Annotated in this window: 26 protein-coding genes; 1 reads left to right on the top strand and 25 read right to left on the bottom strand. The window is 34.1% G+C overall.

Annotation, left to right across the window (positions count from 1 at the left end):
• Nucleotides 1–31 precede the first annotated feature (31 nt).
• From lepB to AB1282_RS14100, 21 genes are all read right to left on the bottom strand, one after another.
• A complete protein-coding gene (lepB, locus tag AB1282_RS14200) occupies nucleotides 32–586 on the bottom strand; it encodes a signal peptidase I (protein WP_056470894.1) in 555 nt (184 codons plus the stop codon).
• 155 nt (nucleotides 587–741) lie between these two features.
• Nucleotides 742–1,086 (bottom strand): 50S ribosomal protein L19, encoded by a 345-nt coding sequence (rplS, locus tag AB1282_RS14195; RefSeq protein WP_025569026.1) that lies wholly within the window; start codon nucleotides 1,084–1,086, stop codon nucleotides 742–744.
• Nucleotides 1,087–1,216: 130 nt separating this feature from the next.
• Nucleotides 1,217–1,963, bottom strand: coding sequence for a tRNA (guanosine(37)-N1)-methyltransferase TrmD (gene trmD / locus AB1282_RS14190; RefSeq protein WP_056471176.1), 747 nt, complete (start codon nucleotides 1,961–1,963; stop codon nucleotides 1,217–1,219).
• A complete protein-coding gene (rimM, locus tag AB1282_RS14185; protein ID WP_429899373.1) occupies nucleotides 1,963–2,478 on the bottom strand; it encodes a ribosome maturation factor RimM in 516 nt (171 codons plus the stop codon). Before rimM ends, trmD begins: the two co-directional genes overlap by 1 nt.
• A gap of 270 nt (nucleotides 2,479–2,748) precedes the next feature.
• Nucleotides 2,749–2,976, bottom strand: coding sequence for a KH domain-containing protein (locus AB1282_RS14180; RefSeq protein WP_025569023.1), 228 nt, complete (start codon nucleotides 2,974–2,976; stop codon nucleotides 2,749–2,751).
• A 14-nt stretch (nucleotides 2,977–2,990) separates the two neighbouring features.
• Nucleotides 2,991–3,263, bottom strand: coding sequence for a 30S ribosomal protein S16 (gene rpsP, locus AB1282_RS14175; protein WP_025569022.1), 273 nt, complete (start codon nucleotides 3,261–3,263; stop codon nucleotides 2,991–2,993).
• Nucleotides 3,264–3,398: 135 nt separating this feature from the next.
• Nucleotides 3,399–4,742: a signal recognition particle protein gene (ffh, locus tag AB1282_RS14170; protein ID WP_056470900.1), complete on the bottom strand. Its 1,344-nt coding sequence runs from the start codon at nucleotides 4,740–4,742 to the stop codon at nucleotides 3,399–3,401.
• Nucleotides 4,743–4,758: 16 nt separating this feature from the next.
• Nucleotides 4,759–5,091 carry a putative DNA-binding protein gene (locus tag AB1282_RS14165; protein ID WP_056471180.1) on the bottom strand — a complete coding sequence of 111 codons (333 nt, stop codon included), beginning with the start codon at nucleotides 5,089–5,091 and terminating at the stop codon, nucleotides 4,759–4,761.
• Nucleotides 5,092–5,290: 199 nt separating this feature from the next.
• The gene (gene ftsY / locus AB1282_RS14160) at nucleotides 5,291–6,283 is read right to left on the bottom strand and encodes a signal recognition particle-docking protein FtsY (RefSeq protein WP_429899372.1); all 993 of its coding nucleotides are present in this window, start codon (nucleotides 6,281–6,283) and stop codon (nucleotides 5,291–5,293) included.
• A 14-nt stretch (nucleotides 6,284–6,297) separates the two neighbouring features.
• A complete protein-coding gene (gene smc / locus AB1282_RS14155) occupies nucleotides 6,298–9,870 on the bottom strand; it encodes a chromosome segregation protein SMC (RefSeq protein ID WP_056470907.1) in 3,573 nt (1,190 codons plus the stop codon).
• Nucleotides 9,871–9,983: 113 nt separating this feature from the next.
• A complete protein-coding gene (gene rnc, locus AB1282_RS14150; protein ID WP_056470910.1) occupies nucleotides 9,984–10,727 on the bottom strand; it encodes a ribonuclease III in 744 nt (247 codons plus the stop codon).
• Nucleotides 10,728–10,822: 95 nt separating this feature from the next.
• Complete coding sequence (acpP, locus tag AB1282_RS14145; RefSeq protein ID WP_025568936.1) at nucleotides 10,823–11,056, bottom strand: acyl carrier protein; 234 nt, start codon at nucleotides 11,054–11,056, stop codon at nucleotides 10,823–10,825.
• A 67-nt stretch (nucleotides 11,057–11,123) separates the two neighbouring features.
• A complete protein-coding gene (gene fabG, locus AB1282_RS14140; protein ID WP_056470912.1) occupies nucleotides 11,124–11,867 on the bottom strand; it encodes a 3-oxoacyl-[acyl-carrier-protein] reductase in 744 nt (247 codons plus the stop codon).
• Nucleotides 11,861–12,811: an ACP S-malonyltransferase gene (gene fabD / locus AB1282_RS14135; protein WP_056470915.1), complete on the bottom strand. Its 951-nt coding sequence runs from the start codon at nucleotides 12,809–12,811 to the stop codon at nucleotides 11,861–11,863. The genes fabG and fabD overlap by 7 nt, the downstream gene beginning before the upstream one ends.
• Nucleotides 12,812–12,824: 13 nt before the next feature.
• Nucleotides 12,825–13,820, bottom strand: a complete 996-nt coding sequence (gene plsX, locus AB1282_RS14130; RefSeq protein ID WP_056470919.1) for a phosphate acyltransferase PlsX — start codon at nucleotides 13,818–13,820, stop codon at nucleotides 12,825–12,827.
• Nucleotides 13,821–13,832: 12 nt separating this feature from the next.
• Nucleotides 13,833–14,399 (bottom strand): transcription factor FapR, encoded by a 567-nt coding sequence (gene fapR, locus AB1282_RS14125; protein WP_025568940.1) that lies wholly within the window; start codon nucleotides 14,397–14,399, stop codon nucleotides 13,833–13,835.
• A gap of 103 nt (nucleotides 14,400–14,502) precedes the next feature.
• Nucleotides 14,503–16,551, bottom strand: coding sequence for an ATP-dependent DNA helicase RecG (recG, locus tag AB1282_RS14120; protein ID WP_429899371.1), 2,049 nt, complete (start codon nucleotides 16,549–16,551; stop codon nucleotides 14,503–14,505).
• Nucleotides 16,551–17,432, bottom strand: coding sequence for an L-serine ammonia-lyase, iron-sulfur-dependent, subunit alpha (gene sdaAA / locus AB1282_RS14115; protein ID WP_025568942.1), 882 nt, complete (start codon nucleotides 17,430–17,432; stop codon nucleotides 16,551–16,553). The genes recG and sdaAA overlap by 1 nt, the downstream gene beginning before the upstream one ends.
• A gap of 17 nt (nucleotides 17,433–17,449) precedes the next feature.
• Entirely contained in the window at nucleotides 17,450–18,112 is a 663-nt protein-coding gene (gene sdaAB / locus AB1282_RS14110; protein ID WP_056470924.1) for an L-serine ammonia-lyase, iron-sulfur-dependent subunit beta, read from the bottom strand.
• Between the two features lie 228 nt (nucleotides 18,113–18,340).
• Complete coding sequence (locus tag AB1282_RS14105) at nucleotides 18,341–20,029, bottom strand: DAK2 domain-containing protein (RefSeq protein WP_429899370.1); 1,689 nt, start codon at nucleotides 20,027–20,029, stop codon at nucleotides 18,341–18,343.
• Between the two features lie 23 nt (nucleotides 20,030–20,052).
• The gene (locus AB1282_RS14100) at nucleotides 20,053–20,415 is read right to left on the bottom strand and encodes an Asp23/Gls24 family envelope stress response protein (RefSeq protein ID WP_025568946.1); all 363 of its coding nucleotides are present in this window, start codon (nucleotides 20,413–20,415) and stop codon (nucleotides 20,053–20,055) included.
• A gap of 336 nt (nucleotides 20,416–20,751) precedes the next feature.
• Between AB1282_RS14100 and rpmB the strand changes: the two genes are divergently transcribed.
• Nucleotides 20,752–20,940, top strand: a complete 189-nt coding sequence (gene rpmB, locus AB1282_RS14095) for a 50S ribosomal protein L28 (RefSeq protein WP_025568947.1) — start codon at nucleotides 20,752–20,754, stop codon at nucleotides 20,938–20,940.
• Nucleotides 20,941–21,037: 97 nt separating this feature from the next.
• Here rpmB and spoVM read toward each other — a convergent pair whose 3' ends face one another.
• The 4 genes from spoVM to rsgA all read right to left on the bottom strand — a co-directional run bounded on the left by spoVM (nucleotide 21,038) and on the right by rsgA (nucleotide 23,477).
• On the bottom strand, nucleotides 21,038–21,121 hold the full coding sequence (spoVM, locus tag AB1282_RS14090) for a stage V sporulation protein SpoVM (RefSeq protein WP_056470930.1): 84 nt from the start codon (nucleotides 21,119–21,121) through the stop codon (nucleotides 21,038–21,040).
• Between the two features lie 94 nt (nucleotides 21,122–21,215).
• Nucleotides 21,216–21,857: a thiamine diphosphokinase gene (locus tag AB1282_RS14085; protein WP_056471183.1), complete on the bottom strand. Its 642-nt coding sequence runs from the start codon at nucleotides 21,855–21,857 to the stop codon at nucleotides 21,216–21,218.
• Between the two features lie 91 nt (nucleotides 21,858–21,948).
• On the bottom strand, nucleotides 21,949–22,593 hold the full coding sequence (gene rpe / locus AB1282_RS14080) for a ribulose-phosphate 3-epimerase (protein WP_056470931.1): 645 nt from the start codon (nucleotides 22,591–22,593) through the stop codon (nucleotides 21,949–21,951).
• A 2-nt stretch (nucleotides 22,594–22,595) separates the two neighbouring features.
• On the bottom strand, nucleotides 22,596–23,477 hold the full coding sequence (gene rsgA / locus AB1282_RS14075; RefSeq protein WP_056470934.1) for a ribosome small subunit-dependent GTPase A: 882 nt from the start codon (nucleotides 23,475–23,477) through the stop codon (nucleotides 22,596–22,598).
• Between the last annotated feature and the right edge of the window lie 3 nt (nucleotides 23,478–23,480).

The raw sequence follows: 23,480 nt of genomic DNA, 5'->3' as shown, positions 1-23,480 counted from the left end.
ATACATTGAATAATCAAGATTAATTCGGCTTTTATTTAGCCATTTCAACCTCAGATAACGGCCAAAAAACAAAACTTGCTCGGCCTAAAATTTCTTTTTGACTAACTGTTCCGATAATACGACTATCTTTACTTAATCGACGATTATCACCTAAAACGAATACTTGTCCTTTAGGTACAGTTTTTCTACCAGTAATCTCTTCTAACTTAAAGTCTTCAGTTAGAGGACCATCTGTTGTTTCTTTTTTATATTCGTTTAAATATGGTTCTTTATACGGTTTACCGTTAACATATAGGACATCGTTTCTATATTCTACTGTGTCACCTGGTAAGCCAATAACTCGTTTAATATAATCTTTTTCCTTTGTAGCATGGAAGACTACTATATCAAAACGTCTAGGTTCATGTAGTTTGTATACGATTTTATTTACAATCATTCTACTTTGATCCTGTAGTGTTGGCATCATTGAGATACCATCAACTAAAACCGGTGTAAAAAGGAATGTTCGAATACCAAGTGCAAGTACAAGCGCAATAAAAATTGTTTTAACTAATTCCCAAATTCCACCACTATTGCTTTCTTTCAACCTAATCCCTCCATTTAATAACCATACGTTTTGCATTTTTAAACCAGTAAAGTTAATAACTTTATTTATGTATTCTATTTTACTTTTTATTATATCCATAATCTACAAATATTGGAAAAAAAGGAGCTTGTTTTATACAAGCTCCTTTCAAAAGACTATCGAAGTTCTTTAATTCTTGCTTTTTTACCAGTAAGTGCACGTAGGTAGTAAAGTTTAGCACGACGTACTTTACCGCGACGAACAACGTCTAATTTAGCAATTTTTGGAGTGTGAATTGGGAACGTACGTTCAACACCAACTCCGTAAGAAATTTTACGAACTGTGAAAGTTTCGCTAATTCCGCCACCACGACGTTTAATAACTACACCTTCGAATAATTGGATACGCTCACGAGTACCCTCAACAACTTTAACGTGAACTCGTACAGTATCACCAGGACGGAATGCTGGTAAGTCAGTTCTTAGTTGTTCTTTTGTAATTTCGTTGATTAAATTTTGCATAATTTATGCTCTCCTTTTCCAACCGATGCTCTTACAAGATTTAGTGACTCGCAGCGGAACACCGAGAATAAAGGCTTAAGTAATTACTCAAGCCACAAGTTATATTAACATATTCTATTAGTGCGCGCAACTAGTTTTCTTGTTTTAATTCTTCTTTTACTTGATCCATCCATTGTGACTCTTTTTTAGATAGATCGTAGTTTTCAAGTAAATCTGGACGACGCGTTATCGTTCGCTTAAAAGATTGTTTTGTTCGCCATTCTTCGATTAGAGCATGATTTCCAGATAATAAAACATCTGGTACTTTATGGCCTCTAAAATCGGCAGGTCTTGTGTAATGAGGATGCTCTAATAAACCTGTACTAAATGAATCTTCAATTTTTGAAGTTGTATTACCAAGTACACCAGGTAATAACCGAACAACACTATCAGCAATTACCATAGCACCTAGTTCTCCACCTGTTAATACATAATCTCCAATTGAGATTTCATCTGTCACTACATGTTCACGAATTCGTTCATCATAACCTTCATAATGTCCACAAATAAAGATTAAATGCTCCTCTTTTGCAAGCTCTTCAGCTTTACGTTGACTAAATCGCTCTCCTTGAGGGCATAGAAGGACTACTCTCGGCTTATTTTCACTTTTTGATACTAATTCATCAACAGCATCAAAAATAGGCTGTGGGGCTAGTACCATACCAGCGCCCCCACCATATGGGTAGTCATCAACATTTGAATGTTTATTCGTAGAGAAATCTCTAAAATTTACACAACGAAACTTAACAGCCTCTTTTTCCTGTGCTTTTTTTAGAATAGAAGAATTTAAAACTCCTTCAAACATTTCTGGAAAAAGAGTTAGAAAATCTAATTTCATCATAATAGACCTTCCATTAATTCGATTTTAACTTTTTTATTCTCCACATCTATTTCTTTCACAATTTGCTCGATATAAGGAATAAGAGCATCTTTTTGACCTTTTCTTTGTATAACCCAAACATCATTTGCACCTGGAGATAAAATTTCTTTTATTTTTCCGATTTCTTCTCCATCAACTGTCTCAACAACACAACCAATGATTTCATGGTAATAGTACTCATTTTTATCTAGCTCGTGTAATTGATCTTCAGTAATCTTTAAAATCCCATTTTTAAGTGGTTCTACAGAGTTTAAAGACTCATACCCTTCAAATGTAAGTAAATCAAAATTTTTATGTACACGGTGACTTGTTACGATTAATTCAATTGGTGTTGTTTCATTTTCTTTAAAGAAATATAGTGTATTACCTTTTACGTAACGTTTTTCTGGAAAATCAGTTCTTGAAATAACACGAACCTCTCCGCGAACTCCATGTGTATTTACAATTTTTCCGACATTTAAATATTTTTTCATTCTTTTACCTCTATATTAAAATTTCTTCTATTTATTATTAGTTTGACCATTTAGATTGTATATATGTCTACCTGAGACTTCAACGGTTAAAACAGATTGCTTAATGCCAAGTATAGCATATCTTAAAGTCATTAAAGCATCAAAAGCTACCTCTTGAATAAACGACTCGTTCAATTCATAAAAAGTGGCTATCACTTTATTTTGGGCTTTCTAAGTAAAACTCTGTAATGTTGAAAACGGCCCTTAGCTATAGCCAAGGACCGTTTTACATTACTGAATATCTAAGTGAATACGTTTTGCGTGTTCATTACTCGCTGCATATACAACCGTACGAATCGCTTTAGCAATTTTACCATGTTTGCCAATCACTCTACCAGCATCTTCAGGGTTTACCTGTAAATGAAAGAATAGATTGTTCTCATCTTCTTTAACTTGAAGTGAAATATCCTCTGGATGATCTACAAGACTTGAAACAATTGCATTTATGAGTGTATTCATCTTTTTTTCCATAATTACTTGCCGTTGCGAGCGTTGTGGAATTTCTCTAAGATACCAGCTTTAGAGAATAAGTTACGAACTGTATCAGATGGTTTAGCACCTGTTCCTAACCATTTTAATGCTGCTTCTTCGTTAATTTTGATTTCAGCTGGTTGAGCAACTGGATTGTAAGTTCCAATTTCCTCGATGAAACGTCCATCACGAGGAGAACGAGCGTCTGCTACTACTACACGGTAAAAAGGAGATTTTTTAGCTCCCATACGTTTTAAACGAATTTTAACTGCCATTTTTAAAGCACCTCCGAAAATATTTACAACGATTTATATATTATCAAAAACCAATACTGTTTGTAAAGTAAAATTTCTTAACAGCATAATTTTTTATTAAATGATGTTTAAATGCTGGAAAATTATACAATTAGATTAGAATAAGCCCGGAAATTTAAAACCTTTCTTCTTCCCTTTTTGCATACCGCCCATCATTTTCATCATTTTTTTCATTTCTTCAAACTGTTTTAATAAACGGTTTATTTCTTGTACAGGGCGACCAGAACCCTTAGCTATTCGCTTTCTGCGACTAGAGTTAATAATATCTGGTGTAAGCTTTTCCTGCTTTGTCATTGATTGAATAATTGCCTCTACATGAGCGATTTGTTTATCGTCAATTTGCACATCATTCAATCCTTTAATTTTGTTTGCACCTGGCATCATTTTTAAAATATCACCAAGTGGTCCCATTTTTTTAACTTGAGAAAGTTGGTCTAAGAAATCATCTAAAGTAAAAGATGCATTTCTTAATTTTTGTTCCATTTCTTTTGCTTTTTCTTGGTCAACGTTTTCTTGTGCCTTTTCAATTAAAGTAAGCACATCACCCATTCCTAGAATACGTGATGCCATTCGTTCTGGATGGAACGGCTCAATTGCATCTAGTTTTTCACCAAGTCCAACAAATTTAATTGGAGTATTCGTCACTGCACGAATTGATAATGCGGCACCACCACGAGTATCGCCATCAAGCTTCGTCAATACGACTCCAGTTAAACCTAATTGATCATTAAAGCTTTGTGCCACATTGACTGCGTCTTGTCCTGTCATTGCATCAACAACAAGGAAGATTTCTTCAGGTTTTGAAAGTTCTTTAATTTGTGCAAGTTCTTCCATTAAACCTTCGTCAATATGTAAACGACCTGCAGTATCAATTAGGACATAATCATGATGCTCATCCTTAGCGTGTTGAATCGCTTGTTTCGCAATTTCAACAGGACTTACTTGATCACCTAATGCAAATACAGGCAAATCTAATTGTTTACCTAATGTTTGAAGCTGTTTAATCGCGGCAGGACGATAAATATCCGCTGCAACCAAAAGTGGCTTACGATTGTACTTTTTTCGAAGTAAATTCGCTAATTTACCTGTCGTTGTTGTTTTACCAGCACCTTGTAAACCAACCATCATAATAACAGTCGGCGGGCGATTTGCAACAGCAATTTTGCTTTGTTCTCCACCCATTAAAGCTGTTAGTTCTTCTTGAACTACTTTTACAACATGTTGACCAGGCGTTAAGCTTTGTAATACTTCTTGTCCTACTGCACGTTCAGAAACACGTTTCACAAAATCTTTAACAACTTTAAAGTTAACATCCGCCTCAAGTAAAGCAAGACGTACTTCTCTCATCATTTCCTTGACATCAGATTCAGATACTTTACCTTTGCCTCGAACCTTTTGTAATGTCTTTTGAAGTCGGTCGGCTAATCCTTCAAATGCCATAAAACCGTCCTCCTTATTATTCTAATTTCTCTAACGCATCGATTACTCGAAGAAACTCGTCATCTACAACTTTACCTGTTTTGGTATAAGTTTTCAAATTATTTAAAAGTTCATTTCGTTGTTGAAATTTTTTTAGAAGTAATAATTTCTCTTCATATTCTTCTAACATAGCTTCAGTACGTTTTATATTATCATAAACCGCCTGTCTACTTATGCTAAACTCTTCCGCAATCTCACCTAAAGAATAGTCATCCAAATAATATAATGACATATAGCTTTGTTGTTTAGGAGTTAAAAGAGAATGATAAAAATCATATAGATAATTGATTCTCATCGTCTTATCTAACATTGTATGATCTGCCAAAACTATCACTCCTTTGTTAAGTGAATTGCCTTTACATATGCTAGTTTACCTAATACACAAATATCTGTCAAGTTTTTTACTTGACGATAAAATAAAAATTAAACCGTTGTTTCTTCGCACAATTTAAAAAAAGTGGATATGTCATTCAATTTAAACATATCCACGTCATTTCATAATTTTTGAATTATGCTTCTTTATTCATTAAATCTCCAAATAGACCATATACAAATTGTTCTGCTTGGAATGGTTGTAGGTCGTCCATTTTTTCTCCAAGGCCGACGAATTTTACTGGTACTTTTAGTTCATTTCGGATTGCTAAAACAATACCACCTTTAGCCGTTCCGTCTAGTTTCGTTAAGACGATACCAGAGACATTTGTTGCTTCGGAGAAGGTTTTTGCTTGAACAAGACCATTTTGGCCAGTTGTTGCATCAATTACTAGCAGTACTTCGTGTGGTGCACCAGGTACTTCTCTAGCAATGACATTGCGTACTTTTTCAAGTTCTTTCATTAAGTTTACTTTATTTTGTAGACGGCCAGCTGTGTCACAAAGTAAAACATCTACTTTACGAGCTTTTGCAGCTTGAACCGCATCAAACATTACTGCAGCTGGGTCTGAACCTTCACCTTGTTTAATTGTATCAACACCAACACGTTCTCCCCAAACTTCTAATTGATCAATAGCTCCCGCTCTAAATGTGTCTCCAGCAGCAAGTAGTACTTTTTTACCTTCAGTTTTTAGTTTATGCGCGATTTTACCAATTGAAGTTGTTTTTCCTACACCGTTAACTCCAACGAATAAAACAACTGTTAAGCCATCAGGATTTAAATTTAACTCAAATGAATCATCAGTTAAATCATCACCTTTATACAAATCAACTAGTTTTTCAGAAATAACTTCTTGTACACCTTTTGGATCTTGAATATTTTTTCGTTTAACTTCAAATTTCAAGTCCTCTACTAGTTCCATTACTGTGTTTACACCAACATCAGCCATAATTAGAATTTCTTCAAGTTCTTCAAAAAAATCTTCATCTACTTTACGGTATCTAGCAAATAAATCGTTTAACCCTTCTGTAAGGTTATTTCTAGATTTCTCTAATCCAGTTTTAAATTTTTGAGTTACTGACTCAGTTTGTTTTGAGATTGTTTCTTTTAATTTCTTAAAAAAGCTCATAATTTCAATCCTTTCTAATTACCATTCGATAATAATGCTTCGCCTTCATCCAAACGAACTGATACTAGCGTAGAAACTCCATATTCTTGCATTGTTACACCGTATAATACATCACATTCTTCCATTGTACCTTTACGGTGTGTAATAACAATAAATTGAGTTTGTTCACTAAAATATTTTAAGAATTTTGCAAATCGAGCTACATTGGCCTCATCTAGTGCAGCTTCAACCTCATCAAGTACACAGAACGGTACTGGACGTACTTGTAAAATAGCAAAAAGTAGTGCGATTGCCGTAAGCGCACGTTCCCCTCCTGATAATAAGCCTAAATTTTGTAGCTTTTTACCTGGTGGCTGTGCAACAATATCGACACCTGTTAACAATAAATTTTCCTCATCCGTTAGAACTAAATCAGCTCTTCCTCCACCAAACAACTGAGTAAAGACGACTTGGAATTTTTCACGAATTGCACTAAAACTCGTTTCGAAACGTTTTGTCATTTCTTCATCCATCTCACTAATTACATTGTAAAGTGTGATTTTTGCTTCATTTAAATCAGTTCTTTGTTCTTGAAGAAAATCATGACGTTCAGATACTCGTTCATACTCATCAATTGCACCAATATTTACAGTTCCTAATTCCTCAATTGAAAGCTTTAATAGTTTAACTCGTTTCCTTGCATCATCAACGGTCATTTCTAGAGTATATTTCATTTTTGCTGCTTCGTAAGTAGTCATATACTTCACATTCAGTTGTTCTAGACGATTTTCAAGCTCTACATCAAGTCGATTACTATTTACTTCTTGTTGTTTTAGTAAATCAGATAGCGACTTGTATTGACGTTGCTTTTCGCGTAATGATTGGGCATAATCTTCGAGCTCCGTTTGATAAGTAATTCGTTGCTCTCGACGTTTAGAAATAATTTCCGTCGTTTTTGAAAATTCAATTCGAGTATCCGAAATTATTTTCTCGAGCTCTTCCTTACCATTTTCATTCGTCATAAGTTCACTTGATAAGAAAATTATTTTTTCCTTCGTTTCTTCAAGAATTTGCTTTTGTTTTATAGAATTCTCTACAAACTGGCGAATTCGTTCGTTACTATAACTTAACTTTTGCTCTTCTTGTGCTAGAGAAATTTTCAGACTAGTTAACTTCGATTGTAATTCATCTTTAATTTCTTTTTGATTTAGTTTCCGTTCAGTTAATTCATTGATCTTCTGTTCTTTTGAAATTATCTCATTTTTCACATTAGCATTTAACGACGATAATTCCTCTAGACGATCTTTAACCTTTAGTAAATCACTTGCTGAACTTCCCATTTCTAAATCATAAATTGCTAAAGCATCGTTAATATTTTTTTCTTCAAATTCGATACTTTTTAGTTGTTCCATAATTGAAACAATTATTTGCTTAACCTTTTCAATTTCCTCATTTATTGTTTGAGCTTTAGAAGAACTTTCTAGATTTGTCGCTTTAAGAGTATGAACCTCACTCTCAAGCAAGTTAGTCTTTTCTTGCATATCTTTTAGCTTTACAGTGATTTCCTCTAACTCTCGCTGTCTTCCAATAAGTGAAGAATTCGTAGTTCGAACAGCCCCACCAGTCATCGCTCCACCAGGATTAACTACATCACCTTCAAGCGTGACAAAGCGATAGCGATGTCCAACGAGTTTAGCCAGTTCATTAGCACCTTTTAAATCTTGTGCGATTAAAACAGTTCCAAGTATGTTTTGAATCACTTGTTCATACTCGCTTGAATAACTAACAAGGGATGATGCAACTCCAATAAATGAAGGATTTCTTTTTAATCCTTCAATAACATTAGCTGGTACAAAACGAGCTTTAACAATATTCATAGGTAAAAATGTAGCTCGGCCTAGTCGTTGCTGCTTTAAAAATTGAATTGCTCTTCTAGCATGCTCGTCATTTTCAACAACAATTTGTTGTGTAGCTGCACCTAGTGCAATTTCAATCGCAATTTCGTATTGTTTGTTTGTTGTAATTAGTTCAGCAATTGCACCTTTAATACCTTCTAGTCTTGTGCCTCTTGCTTTCAATATTTCTTTAACACCTTGATTAAAACCAGCAAAATCTTCTTGAAGTTCTTCAAGTGTTTCTTTTCTTGATTTTGTTTGTTGAATAAACTGATAAGCTTTATTTAGTAATTCTTCTTTTTCCTTTAAAACTGTTGAAGTTTCATCAAGCTGCTTATTCAGCGTTTCAAATTTAACATTTAACTCATTAAATGTTAAATCAAATTGTTCTTTCTCATTAAGCAATTCAGTTTTTCTATTCTGTAATTGCTCTCTTTGACGAATGTATTTTTCATTTTCTAAATCTAATCGACTTGATTTAACTGAGTATTGTTGACTTTGCTTTTCAAGCATCGTTTTTTCATTTTTAATCGATGCTTGATTATTTAATAGCTCAATATAATCAGATTTTATTAATTCGATTTGTTCTTCAATATCACCCTCATAAGATATAATCTCATTTTGGATCTCAACAATATTAGTTTTCGTTTTGTTTACATTTTGACGAGAACATTTTTCTTGTTCTTTTTCTGCTTCGATTAATTGATTCGTCTCGTTTATTTGTTCAGTAACTTCATCAACTTGTTTTCTTAATTGTTCAGATTGAGTTGAAGTATTTCTTTTTCGCTCCTTCATTAGTTCTTTCTGACCTTCATATTTTTCCAAGTTCTTCGTAACGGTTAATAAAACTTGCTGCAATTGATCAATTGATTCATCTAATGCATTTAATTTCTCTTGTAATTCGTGTTGTTTTGATTCTTCAGTCGAAATCTCTGTCGATAACGAAATTTCTAAATCAGAGTTTTGGGCAACTTCTTGTTTAAGCTCCTCCCATTTCTGGTGAAGCGATTCAATTTCGTATACTAATAGAGCTGCCTCAACCTTTTCTAGCTCATCTCTATGTTCTATGTATTCCTTTGCAATTGAAGCTTGCATTCTTAATGGTTCAATTTGCGAGCTTAGTTCAAATAAAATATCATCAACTCGGTTTAAGTTTTCTTGTGTTTCGAATAATTTTGCTTCAGCCTTTTTCTTTCGGTTTTTATACTTTAATACTCCAGCTGCTTCTTCAAAAATTCCTCTTCGTTCTTCTGGCTTACTGCTTAATATTTCTTCAACCTTCCCTTGAGAAATAATAGAGAATGCCTCTCTTCCGAGTCCAGAATCCATAAATAAATCAACTATATCTTTTAACCGACATGATTGTTTATTAATATAAAAATCACTATCTCCAGAACGGTAAACACGTCTAGTTACACTTACTTCATTATACTCAAGTGGTAATTGTTGATCTTCATTATCTAATGTCAGTGTAACTTCTGCATAATTTAAAGGTTTTCTTCCTTCACTACCAGCAAAAATAATATCCTCCATCTTCGCTCCTCGTAGTGATTTGACTGACTGTTCTCCTAGTACCCATCTAATGGCATCAGTAATATTACTTTTACCGCTTCCATTTGGTCCTACAACTGCTGTAACACCTTTTACAAAATCTATATTAACTCGCTGAGCGAATGATTTAAATCCAATTATATCTAGTCGTTTGAGGAACAACTGAATTCCCCCTTTTTTGATTTAATTATATACACAAAAACTCCCCCATAAAAGGGGGAATTCGTCATTTTTATCGATTATCCGACAAGTTTCTACTAGATTTTTTACTTAATCTATTTACTTGACTCTTTTAATTTTAATAATGCTTCTTTAGCTGCTTGTTGCTCTGCTTCTTTCTTAGATCTACCACTACCGATTCCTAATGTTTCACCATTTAATAATACTTTTGAAACAAATTCTCGGTTATGAGCTGGTCCTTTTTCTTGAAGTATTTTATACTCAATTGAACCTGTGGAGTCTCTTTGTACAAACTCTTGTAACTGACTTTTAAAATCCATCACATGCGAAAAAGCACCATCGTTTATTTTTGGGAATATATGAAGAGATAAGAAGTTAATAACTGTTTGTAATCCTTGGTCCAAATATAATGATCCAATGAATGCTTCAAAAACATCCGCAAGTAGTGCTGGACGTGTTCGACCACCTGTCATTTCTTCCCCGCGACCAAGTAATATATATCGACCAAAATCTAACTCATGCGCAAATTTCACAAGTGATGGTTCACAAACGATTGCGGCACGTAATTTTGTTAACTCGCCTTCACTCATTGTGATATATTTTTGAAATAAATATTGTGAAACGGTAAGCTCTAAAACAGCATCCCCTAAATATTCTAATCTCTCATTATCTTCATATGGTTTTTTACGATGCTCATTCACATAGGATGAATGTGTAAACGCTTGAATTAGCAAGCCCTCATTATTAAACATAATATTTATTTGTTTTTGTAATTTTACAAAATTCTCTTTTTCAACATCAGAAAGTTTAAATTCTCTTACTCTTCTTGAATGCGGCATATTTACCTCCAACTAAAAAGCAGTTTGATATGCTGCTAAACCTACTAGTCAAGAAAATGATGAGAAGTCCCGTATAAAATACGGGACTTTTCTCATTACATGTTGCTCTCTATGTAGTTCACAACATCACCAACTGTGACGATTTTTTCAGCATCTTCGTCAGAAATTTCTAATTCAAACTCATCTTCTAATTGCATTACTAATTCAACTACGTCTAATGAGTCTGCATCTAAATCTTCTTTGAAACGGCTTGTAATTTGGATCTCAGATTCTTCTACACCTAAACGGTCAACAATAATCTTTGATACGCGCTCTAATACATCTTGCATTATTATTCACCTCCCCCCAAAGATTGTCTACTTATGCATTATACATAAAAATTTGGCAAACGCCAAACTAATTCATTACAAGTCCACCATCAACATTGATTGTTTGTCCAGTAATGTATCTACTTGCATCCATTGCTAAGAATACTACTGCGTTTGCAATATCTTCTGGTTGACCAAAAGATTGCAATGGAATATTAGATAACATTTGCGTTCTAATTTGCTCATTTAATTCATTTGTCATATCAGTTTCAATAAAACCAGGCGCAATTGCATTAACTGTAATATTTCTAGTAGCTAATTCCTTTGCTGCTGTTTTTGTTAAACCTAATACGCCAGCTTTTGCAGCTACATAGTTCATTTGTCCTGGATTACCAATTTGTCCAACAACTGAACTAATATTAATGATGCGGCCATTACGTTGACGAGTCATAAACTTCGCTGCTGCTTTGATACAATTGAATACGCCTTTTAAGTTTGTATCAATTACATCATCCCAATCAGCATCTTTCATGCGTAATAAAAGACCATCTCTTGTAATACCTGCGTTGTTTACTAGTATATCAATACTACCAAATTCATCAACAGTATTTTTTACTAAAGCTGCAACTTCTTCACCATTTGATACATTTGCTTTATAGCAAATCGCTTTAACTCCAAGAGCTGTAATTTCTTCTACAACTTTAAGAGCAGCCGCTTCATTCCCAGAATAATTAACAACTACATTCGCACCATTTTTAGCTAAAGTTAATGCGATTGCTCGTCCGATACCGCGAGATCCACCTGTAACTAATGCAACTTTACCATTTAGCATGATTTTATTTCCTCCCACTCATTTAAAAATTGGTTTAATGTTTCAACATCATAAACATTTACTAATTTTGATGATGGAGAGATTGCTTTTACTAATCCAGTTAAAACTTTACCAGGACCAATTTCAACGAATGTATCAACACCAAGGTCAACTAATTCTTGAATAGATTGGTTCCATTTTACCGGAGAATATAATTGATTAACTAATAATTCTTTAATTTCATTTGCATCTGTAACAACTTTAGCAGTAACATTTGAAATTAATGGTGTTACACAATCATTTACATTAATTTTACCAAGCTCATTTTGGAATTCTTCGCTTGCAGGTTTCATTAAAGATGAGTGGAATGGACCACTTACTTTTAAAGGTAATACACGTTTAGCTCCAGCTTCTTTTAGTAAGCCAGAAGCAATTTGTACACCTTCTGCATCTCCAGTAATAACCACTTGTGTAGGAGAATTATAGTTCGCAATACCTACAGAATGACCATTTTTATTTACTTCAGAAATAACTTCTTCAATTTTTTCTGGAGCTAAAAATAATACAGCTGCCATTGCACCTTGTCCTACTGGTACTGCTTGCTCCATTAATTGACCGCGTTTATGTACTAATTTAACACCGTCTTCAAATGAAATGCTGTTTGCTGCTACAAGCGCTGTAAACTCACCTAAACTATGACCAGCGACAAAGTCTGGTTTAATTCCAGCTGCTTTAATCTTCTCAAGCATAGCAATTGAAGTTGTTAAGATTGCTGGCTGTGCATGATATGTAGCAGTTAACTCTTCATCAGTTCCATTGAAAATAATTTCAGAAAGACTAAAACCAATTTGTTCGTTAGCAGTTTCAAAAATAGATCCACATTCATTATAGCTCTCAGCTAAATCTTTACCCATTCCAACTTTTTGTGATCCTTGTCCAGGAAAAATAAACGCCACTTTACCCATTGGAGTGACCCCCTTATGCATTTGATTCGATTTTCTCCATGTGATCACTTACTAGTTTTACAACATTATGTTCAACCATCGTTTGAGTTTGCTTAATTGCACTAAAAATCCCCATCGCATCAGAACTTCCATGAGCCTTAATGACAGGTGATTTCAAGCCAAATAACGCTGCTCCACCATACTCAGAGTAATCCATTTTCTTTTTTACACCTTTTAAGTTTGGTTTTAATACAGCTGCTGCAAGCTTTGATGTGAAATTAGTAAGCATCGCATCTTTAATTAATGAAAACATTGCAAGTGCAGTACCTTCAATAGCTTTTAAAGCTACATTTCCAGTATACCCGTCTGTAACTACTACATCTGCTACTGAGTTCATTAAGTCTCTAGCTTCAACATTTCCTATAAAATTCAAATTACTTTCTTTTAGTAATTGGAATGTTTGTTTAGCAAGTTCATTACCTTTTTTATCTTCCGTACCGACATTTAGTAATCCAACAGTCGGATTATGTATACTTCTAACCTTTTCGGCATATACAGATCCCATTATTGCATATTGAAGTAAATGGTTTGCTTTTGCATCAACATTAGCACCTACATCAAGAAATACAAAGCCTTTGCCATCTAAAGTAGGCATCGTAGGTGAAAGTGCAGGTCGTTCTACACCTTCCATTCGACCAACGACTAATAAGCCCGCTGTCATCAATGCTCCAGTGTTTCCCGCAGAAATACATGCATCGGCATTGCCTTCTTTTACTTGGTTTGCCATTAAGACCATAGAAGCATTCTTTTTTCTTCTAACCGCTCTAACTGGTTCTTCAGTTCCTTCAATTACTTCATCTGTATGGATAATCGTTATATTTTTATCATTCGTTAAGAATGGTTTAATTTTTGATTCATCACCAATTAAAGTAATATGTATATCATTTAATTTTTCAACTGCAAGCATCGCACCTTCAACGATAGCTTTTGGGGCATGATCTCCACCCATTGCATCGATCGCTAATTTCATCTTGTTCACTTCCTATTCTTCAATACTTCGGTGGTACATTTCGAACAAGCCATGGAATACATGTTCTTTTTCAACATAGCCATTGATATCAACTGTAGTACGCCTCGGATCTCCTTTTTGCGGTAAAACCTTTGCCTTCGCAATTACTCGGTCATTTGTTCTTACAGGTTTAATAAAAACAAAATTGGATTTAGCTGTAAGAGCTAAATCATCATGAATAACTGCAACTGCTAAAGAATTAGCCTGGGCAAATAAGTGATGACCTCGGGCAATTCCATTTCTACTAAAAGTATGCTCTTCCTTAACGTCAAATATAGAAATGGCACTTTCGTTTAAATGAATATCAATAACTTCACCGATTATTTCATCTACTGGTAGTGATTTTACATCTTCTAATTGCTGAGTGGCAACATTTTTGATGCGCTCTCTTAACTCAGGAATTGATAATTCAAGACGATCAAGACGAATAGTTTGTATGCTCACAGATAATTGATTAGCTAAATCTTCATCTGTAATAAACGGATTTTCTTTTATAATTTTTTTTAACAATTCATGACGATCTTTTTTATTTCTTCTCATATTACATACCTCAACTACTAATTTGTGACCAGGTATTAAATACAGTTTATATTAAAAATCCACGTATTACAATAGTTTTTTGACAAACTTTTAATACCTAGTACTAATCTAATTTTTCTGAATTAAATATTCCCGTTCTGTCTAAGTACATTCTTAATTCTTGATATTCATTAGCTTTCCAAAATACATCTGAATTAACAAGTAATGTTGCATCATTTCGAGCAACTTCTAATGCACGATAGTCATGTACCATATCAGCCATTTTAAATTCGGGTACACCACTTTGCTGTTTTCCAAAGAAATCTCCTGGTCCTCTAAGTTCTAAATCTTTTTCACTTAACTCAAAACCATCGTTTGTTTCTGTCATGATTGTTAGTCTTTCTTTTCCTACCTCACTTTTTGGATCGCCAACTAAAATACAATATGATTGTTCTGAACCTCGTCCAACTCGTCCTCTTAGTTGATGTAATTGTGAAAGTCCAAATCGGTCTGCATCATAAATAACCATCACAGTTGCATTCGGTACATTTACACCCACTTCTACAACTGTCGTTGATACTAATATTTGAACATCATTAGCTGCAAATGCCTTCATTACGTCATCTTTCTCTGTTGATGAAAGCTTTCCATGCATCAATCCAACCTTCGCTATATTTTGATAATGAAAAGATAGAACACTATGTAAATCCAATGCATTCTGAAGGTCTAGTTTCTCTGACTCCTCGATTAGAGGACAGATTAAATACGCTTGTCGTCCATTTTTAATTTCTTTACTGATAAAATCTAAAACACGATCAAACATTTCTTGTTTAACCCAATAAGTTTCTATTTTTTTACGCCCAGCCGGATATTCATCAATAATCGAGACATCCATTTCACCAAATGCCGTTATTGCCAAAGTTCTTGGGATTGGAGTTGCTGTCATAAATAAAACATCAGGGAAATAACCTTTTTCTCTTAAAACTCTTCGCTGACCAACACCAAATCGATGTTGTTCATCTGTTATTACAATGCCTAATTTATTAAATTGAACCTCATCTTGAATTAAAGCATGAGTTCCGACTAAAATATGTACCTCACCGTTTTTTAATCGTTCTAGGATTTCACGACGCTTTTTACCTTTTACAGAACTTGTAAGAAGTTCAACATTTACTTCAGTATGTTGTAGCATTTTTGCTAAAGATTCAAAATGTTGCTCAGCTAATATTTCTGTAGGCACCATTAATGCCCCTTGGTAACCATTAAGTGTACATGCATACAATGCAATGGTAGCGACAACTGTTTTTCCCGAACCAACATCACCTTGTAATAAGCGATTCATTCGATAAGGACTTTCTAAATCTGTGAATATTTCTTGTACAACTCTATTTTGAGCTGATGTCAGAGGAAATGGTAAGGATTGGATTAGTTGTTGAATTTTTTCAATGTTTAATGTTTTTGGGATACCTTTTGATTGATTACGCTGAATTTTTCGAAGTGCTTGCATTTTTAGTTGGAAAAGAAAAAACTCTTCATAAACAAAGCTTCTTCTAGCTTGTTTTAAACTATTCGCATCAATTGGATGGTGAAGTAATCTCATAGTTTCTGAACGATTTAAAAGTTTATATTTTTGAATAAGTTCTTTTGGCACTAAGTCATTTATTAAATGTCCAAATTTTTTAAAGGACTGCTCAACAAATTTACGCATTGTTTTTACAGACATTTTGCCCTTAATTGAATAGACAGGCTCAATTTCATGACTATTCGTACGAGAACCAAATACAAGGTCTGATAATGAAATGGTTTGTTTATGTTGATCCCACTTACCAGAAACAGTTACATGCTCATTTAAGTTTAACTTTGTTTTAAAATACGGTCGATTAAAACAAATAACAGTAATTAAGTATCGATCAACTAAAAGTCGAAATGTTAATCGTGATTTATTTTTGCCAAAATATTGAAGAAGAGGAGCGCTATGAACAATCCCCTCGACTGTCACGCGCTCTTCATGCTTCACTTCTGATAAATCCTTATTTCGAAAATCCTCATATCGATACGGTAAATATTCGATTAAGTCATTTATAGTAAAAATACCCAAATCATTTAATTGTGTTTCAGTTTCATCGCCAACACCACTTAATACAGATACTTTTTGTTCAAGTTCAATACTCACTATTTTTTTAGCGAAACACCAAATATTTTTGCTTCTAATTCACGTCCTGTTGGCGTTGCCGCTAGTCCTCCTTCTGCAGTTTCTCTTAGCGCAGATGGCATTGTTTGTCCAATTCGATACATAGCATCAATTACTTCGTCACATGGGATACGACTTGTAATACCTGCTAATGCCATATCTGCTGCTACCATTGCGTTAGCAGCACCCATTGCATTTCGCTTAACACATGGGACTTCTACTAAACCTGCAACCGGGTCACATACTAAACCAAGCATATTTTTTAATGTAATAGCAAATGCTTCAGCACTTTGACTTGGAGTACCACCAGCCATTTCCACGATTGCTGCTGCTGCCATACCACTTGCAGATCCTACTTCCGCTTGACAGCCACCTGCAGCTCCTGAAATTGACGCATTATTGGCTACTACAAAACCGAAAGCACCTGATGCAAATAAGAATTCAATCATTTGCATTCGAGTTGGATTTAATTTCTCTTTTACAGCAAAAAGGGTTCCAGGTACTACCCCAGCAGAACCAGCTGTAGGAGTTGCACAAATCGTACCCATTGCAGCATTTACTTCATTTGTCGCAACCGCTTTACTAACAGCATCTAAAAGTAAATGGCCTGAAAGGAAATTACCTTTTGCAATATAATTTTGAAGTAATACAGCGTCTCCCCCTGTTAAACCTGTTGGCGAGTGAACACCTGCAAGTCCTCTTTCAACCGCCTTTTCCATAACAACAAGATTTTGCTCCATTTTACCGATAATCTCTTCACGGCTTCTTCCTGTAAATAACATCTCTTGTTGAATCATTATTTCCGAAATTTTAACATTTTTTGATTCAGCTAATTCAACTAATTCAGCAACATTTTTAAACATATAAGTTCCCCCTCTCCTTAATCAACCATTTTCGTAACACGAATGATATGTGGTAAAGATTCAATTTCATTAATAACTTTATTATCTAGATCTTGGTCGACCTCAATTGCCATCAAAGCAATTTGTCCGACCTCTTTACGTGAAACTTCCATATGGCCAATATTTACAGCATATTTCATAAGGACATTTGTTACACCAGCAATCGAACCAAAACGGTCATTATGAACAACAAGGATTGCAGGGTAATTACCCGAAAGTTTAAGTTCAAATCCATTCAACTCAATAATTTCAATTTTTCCACCACCGATTGAAATTCCAACTAATTCAAATGGTTGGTCATCATCGAGTATAGAAATTTTCACTGTATTTGGATGCTCTGTTACTGCATCTTCCTCAATGAAATCTACTGACATCCCTTTTTCTTGTGCAATATTTAATGATTCTGGAATACGCTCATCAAATGTATCAAAATCTAATAATCCACCAATAAGCGCAACATCTGTACCATGTCCACGATATGTCTTAGCAAATGAACCATACAATGAAATCAAAATCTTCTTTGGTTCTTTTCCATAAAGATTTCTTGCTACACGACCAATTTTTGCCGCTCCCGCTGTATGTGAACTAGAAGGACCAATCATAATTGGACCAATTATGTCAAAAACACTTTTATATTTCATCACGTTTCCCCCAATACGTTATTGTAAAAGCGTATTTTATTTAGTTTTTGTTTTGTTAGAACAAATATTTATATAAAAACTTGGTATTACGGACAAAGCAATGTCCATCTTATAGTGTAATACGAAATTCTACAGAGTTCTATGTTATTTTACATTAGTCTTTAAATAAATTACAAAAAAAAAAGAAGAAGTGATCCCACTTCCTCTTTTATCTTGCTATATTATATCTTATTCAATCGAAAAAATATATGAATATATAGGCTGTTTACCGTTATGAACTTCAATTTCTAAGTGATCAAAGCTCTCTTCGGCAAATTCGACTAATTTTGAAAGTTCTTCATCCGATACATCTTGACCATATAAGATTGTTAATATTTCAGAATCTTCATCAATCATATCTTGTAGTAATTTTTTTGCAGCCTCTAATTGATTGGCATCTGTAGTAACAATTTTACTTTCAAGGATTCCCATGAAATGATCTTTTGTTATTTCTACACCATCAATTTCAGTATCTCGAACCGCATAAGTTATTTGACCTGTTTTTACTGTCTTTAAAGCATCTTGCATTCCTGATTTATTTTCATCTAATGAACCTGTAGGATTAAATGCTAATAATGCTGACATTCCTTGAGGTACTGTTTTAGACGTTACAACTGCTACATTACATTCTGCAACAGATGCAGCTTGCTCGGCAGCCATCACAATATTTCCGTTGTTAGGAAGTACAATAACATTTTCTGCGTTGCATTGTTCAATCGCTTTTACAATGTCTTCTGTACTAGGATTCATTGTTTGACCGCCTTCAATTACAACAGTTGCCCCAATACTTTCAAATAATGCTTTAATCCCTGATCCCATAGCTACCGTAACGATACCAAATTCTTGTTTTTCAGCAGATTGTATAGACTCATTTTTAGAAGGAGATTCATTTGAAACCTCTTCATGTAGTAAGTTAGTATGTTGTTCGCGCATATTTTCAGCTTTTAGTTTTAAAAAGCTTCCAAATCGTTGACCTAAATTAAATACTTCCCCAGGGTACTCAGCGTGAATATGAACTTTTACAATTTCATCATCAGCAACTACTAATAAAGAATCACCCCATGAACTTAACTCTTTACGGAAAGTATCTATGTCAAAAGGATGTTTTTTTATTTTATCTTTTTCAAATCGCACCATAAATTCAGTACAGTATCCGTAAACAATGTCTTCAGTATTTAACATACTTTGTACATTACGATGTTCTGCTTCAACTAGTTCCTCAAGTGAAAGAGCCGCCTCAGCACCTTCTAGGGAAATTTCTTCACCTTTTAATGATGCTAAGAATCCTTCATAGACAAGTACTAAACCTTGACCTCCGCTATCGACTACACCAACTTGTTTTAACACAGGTAGTAAGTCTGGCGTACGGTTTAATGATGCATTTGATTCAATAATTGTTTCCTCAAGAAAAGGAATAAATTCTTCATGTGTTTTTGCTATGACAACTGCTTTTTTTGCAGTTTCTCTTGCAACTGTTAAGATTGTTCCTTCAATAGGCTTCATAACAGCTTTATAAGCAGTTTCTACCCCTGCTTCTAAAGCTAGAGCAAAATCAGTTGTTGAAATTGTTTCCTTTGTTTCAATTGATTTAGAAAAACCTCTAAATAATTGAGAAAGAATTACACCAGAATTACCACGCGCACCCATCAGTAAGCCTTTTGCAAAGCTTTGACCAACTTTCCCTACATGACTATTTGGTTTTTCTTTTACTTCCTTTGATCCAGAAGTAATAGAAAGATTCATATTTGTTCCAGTATCACCATCTGGTACCGGGAATACATTTAATGAATCTACAAATTTTACATTTTTCGTTAAGTTATTTGCACCTTGAATCACCATATCTGCAAATAATTTACCGTCAATACGTTTTATCGACACAAATTCTCCTCCTTAATGCGTCTTTACAGGTTTGCTACTTTCACACCTTGAACAAAAATATTAACAGAGTCAACTGACAAGCCTAATGTTTGATCAAGAGTATACTTCACTTTATTTTGTACGTTATTAGCAACTTCAGAAATCTTCGTACCATAGCTTACAATTATGTACATATCGATATTAACGTCTTCGCCTACTTGGCGAACAATAACACCTTTTGTAAAGTTATCTTTTTTTAGGATTTCTGTAAGACCATCCTTAATTTGTTTCTTAGAAGCCATTCCAACAATACCGTAACAATCAACGGCAGCTCCACCAGCAATTGTAGCGATCACATCTGTTCCAATCTCGATTGTTCCATATTGAGTTTTCATTTCTAATGACATAATTTGGTCCCCCTTATTGGATAATCCAAGTATAGTTAGTTATACTACTTACTTATTATTGTATACCTTTTTCCAAAATAATTCTATTGACTCACTACTATTATTAGCATTTCAATAATATTCATGGTTAATTATAGAAAATACAATTATTAATGAATTTCTTAGGAGGTCCCTCTTTAATATTTAGTATATCATACATTTCGATGTCAAGGTTTTTTTCTTGAACAACTTACCAATAACTGTTGCATTCAGCGAAGCGGTATGATAAATTATAGTAGTGTTTGAATGAAAATAATCATTGAAATGTTATTCCGTTTTTTGTTAGGAGGGAAATAGATGGCTCGTGTTTGTGTAATCACAGGAAGAAAGTCTCGTTCTGGTAACAGTCGCTCTCACGCTATGAATGCTTCAAAACGTACTTGGGGTGCTAACCTTCAAAAAGTTCGTATTTTAGTAAACGGTAAACCAAAGCGTGTTTACGTTTCAGCGAGAGCATTAAAATCAGGTAAAATTGAGCGCGTTTAATTTATTAACGTACTAAAAAGCATAGCAATCCGCTATGCTTTTTTACTTTTTTTATGACTCCTATTGCCTTTTAACCAAAAAACCTACTCCAACTAAGTTAAGCGTCTTTTTTAAATGTACTCAGCATGGCGCGAACAAGTCCGCCAAGAAATTTAGGTAATTTAATCGTATAAAATCTCATGCTTTCCCTCCTACAAGCTTTCTAGCATTTTTAAGGAAAAGATTAATCCTATTACATTCTACTTGCGTTGAGCGAAAACTATGACATGAAATTGTTAATCTTTGCTCCTTACTACTAATGCTATGCCTTCGCTAAATGAAATAGACCCTTCACTCTCCAGCAGTTCATTGCTTACACATAGGGATGATCCAATCTCTAATAAATGATTCGTTAGTGGATATTTAAACCCCTTTAAAGTTAAATTCTCTACTTTAGCACCTAATGAAAAAAAGGATACGTATTTAAATTGTTGTAGCTTACTAATATAATGGGTCCCTTCCTTAATGACATATATTTCGTTATATTCATCAACGATTTTTATTGGAATACCTGAATTCATAAATTTTATTAATAATGTAATACTGCCAAATTCATGATCTAAACGTTTTCCAGTAACACAGTGGACGAATATCTTTTCTGGTTTTTTTGTAATTGCCCATTGAATAGCAAGTTCTAAATCAGTTTCATCTTTCTCAGGAGGGTAAATAAAAACATTTGGGACAAGTCTTTTTATCTTTTCTAAATTTTCATCGCTTAATGAATCAAAATCACCGAATATTGCCTCTGGAATTAATCCTTCTTCTATTAAGTAATGAGATCCATTATCTACACCAATCAGCACTTGGTTTTCGACTTTTTGGGTAATTTCAGTTATTGTATTCGATTTCGGTCCTGCACCTACAATATGTATAATCAACTTTTTTCCACCTTTAAAAAAAATGCAATCGAATGTCGATTGCATTTTTTGTTTCATAATTAGATTTTCCATGCAATTTTAGATGATTACATTATCCTCTAATTTTCGCGATTGCTTCTTTTCTGTCTTCCTTATTATAAACTGCTGAACCGGCTACTAATACGGTAGCACCCGCTTCTATACAAAGTTTAGCCGTATGCTCGTCAACGCCACCGTCTATTTCGATTTCAACTGTTAAATTGCGTTCTTTAATTAAATTATCAACTTGTTTAATTTTCGGAACAACTGAATGAATAAATTTCTGTCCTCCAAAGCCTGGATTTACTGTCATTAAAAGGACCATGTCAACATCATCTATAATCTGTTCAATTGATGAAACTGGAGTCGCTGGATTAAGAACAACTCCTGCTTTAATACCAAATGATTTAATCGTTTGAATCGTGCGGTGCAAATGCGTACACGCTTCAACATGAACAGTAATAATGTCCGCTCCAGCTTTTACAAATTGTTCTATGTATTGATCAGGTTTTTCAATCATTAAATGTACATCAAGTGGGAGCTTCGTCACTGGTCTAATTGCTTCTACAATTAGTGGGCCAATTGTAATATTTGGAACAAAATGACCATCCATTACATCAACGTGAATATAATCTGCTCCTCCACGTTCTACATCTAAAATTTCTTCTCCAAGTTTAGCGAAATTCGCTGAAAGGATTGATGGTGCAATTTTAACCATGATTAATACCTCGGCTTTCTATCTCTTATTTCTTCTATGAATGATACATAATGATCATATCGTTTAGGAGAAATTTCCCCACTTTCAACCGCAGCTTTTACAGCGCATTTTGGTTCTTTTAAGTGGGTACAACCTCTAAATTTACAATCTTGACTTTTTTCACGCATTTCCACAAAACAATACGATAAATCTTCGGATTCGATTCCCATAAAGTCCAATGAACTAAAACCAGGAGTATCCGCAACTAGCCCTTGTCCAATTTTTATTAATTCAACATGTCTAGTTGTATGTTTTCCTCGTCCTAAATGAGAGGAAATAATACCTGTTTTTAAATCTAGCTCCGGATTAATCGCATTTAGTAAAGTTGACTTACCAACGCCAGATTGTCCTGCAAATACAGATATTTTATTTGACAAATGTGGAAGTACTTTTTCTAATCCTTCCTCAGTTTTTGAAGAAGTTAAACATACTTCATATCCAATTTGGCGATAATAAGAAACGTATTCATACACTAATTTTAATTGTGTTTCAGAACATAAATCGATCTTTGTAATAACAATTAACGGTTTAATTTCATTAAACTCAATTAATACAAGGAATCGATCTAATAATATTGGAGAAAAATCGGGCTCTACGGCTGAAAAAACTAATATTGCTTGATCAACATTTGCAACAGGAGGTCGAACAAGTTCATTCTTTCGCTCTTTAATTTCAAGTAGATAACCTTCTCCACTTTTTTCGATATGATATTCTACTTCGTCTCCAACTAAAGGTGTTATTTTCTTATTACGAAAATTTCCTCTACCGCGACAAGCAACAACTGTCTCATCTGTTTCGACATAATAGAATCCACTCAATGCTTTTATGATTTTGCCTTCTGGCATATA

The sequence above is a fragment of the Gottfriedia sp. S16(2024) genome (assembly GCF_050473765.1).
Taxonomy (GTDB): Bacteria; Bacillota; Bacilli; order Bacillales; family Bacillaceae_G; genus Gottfriedia.
This window is presented reverse-complemented; position numbering and strand designations above follow the sequence as displayed.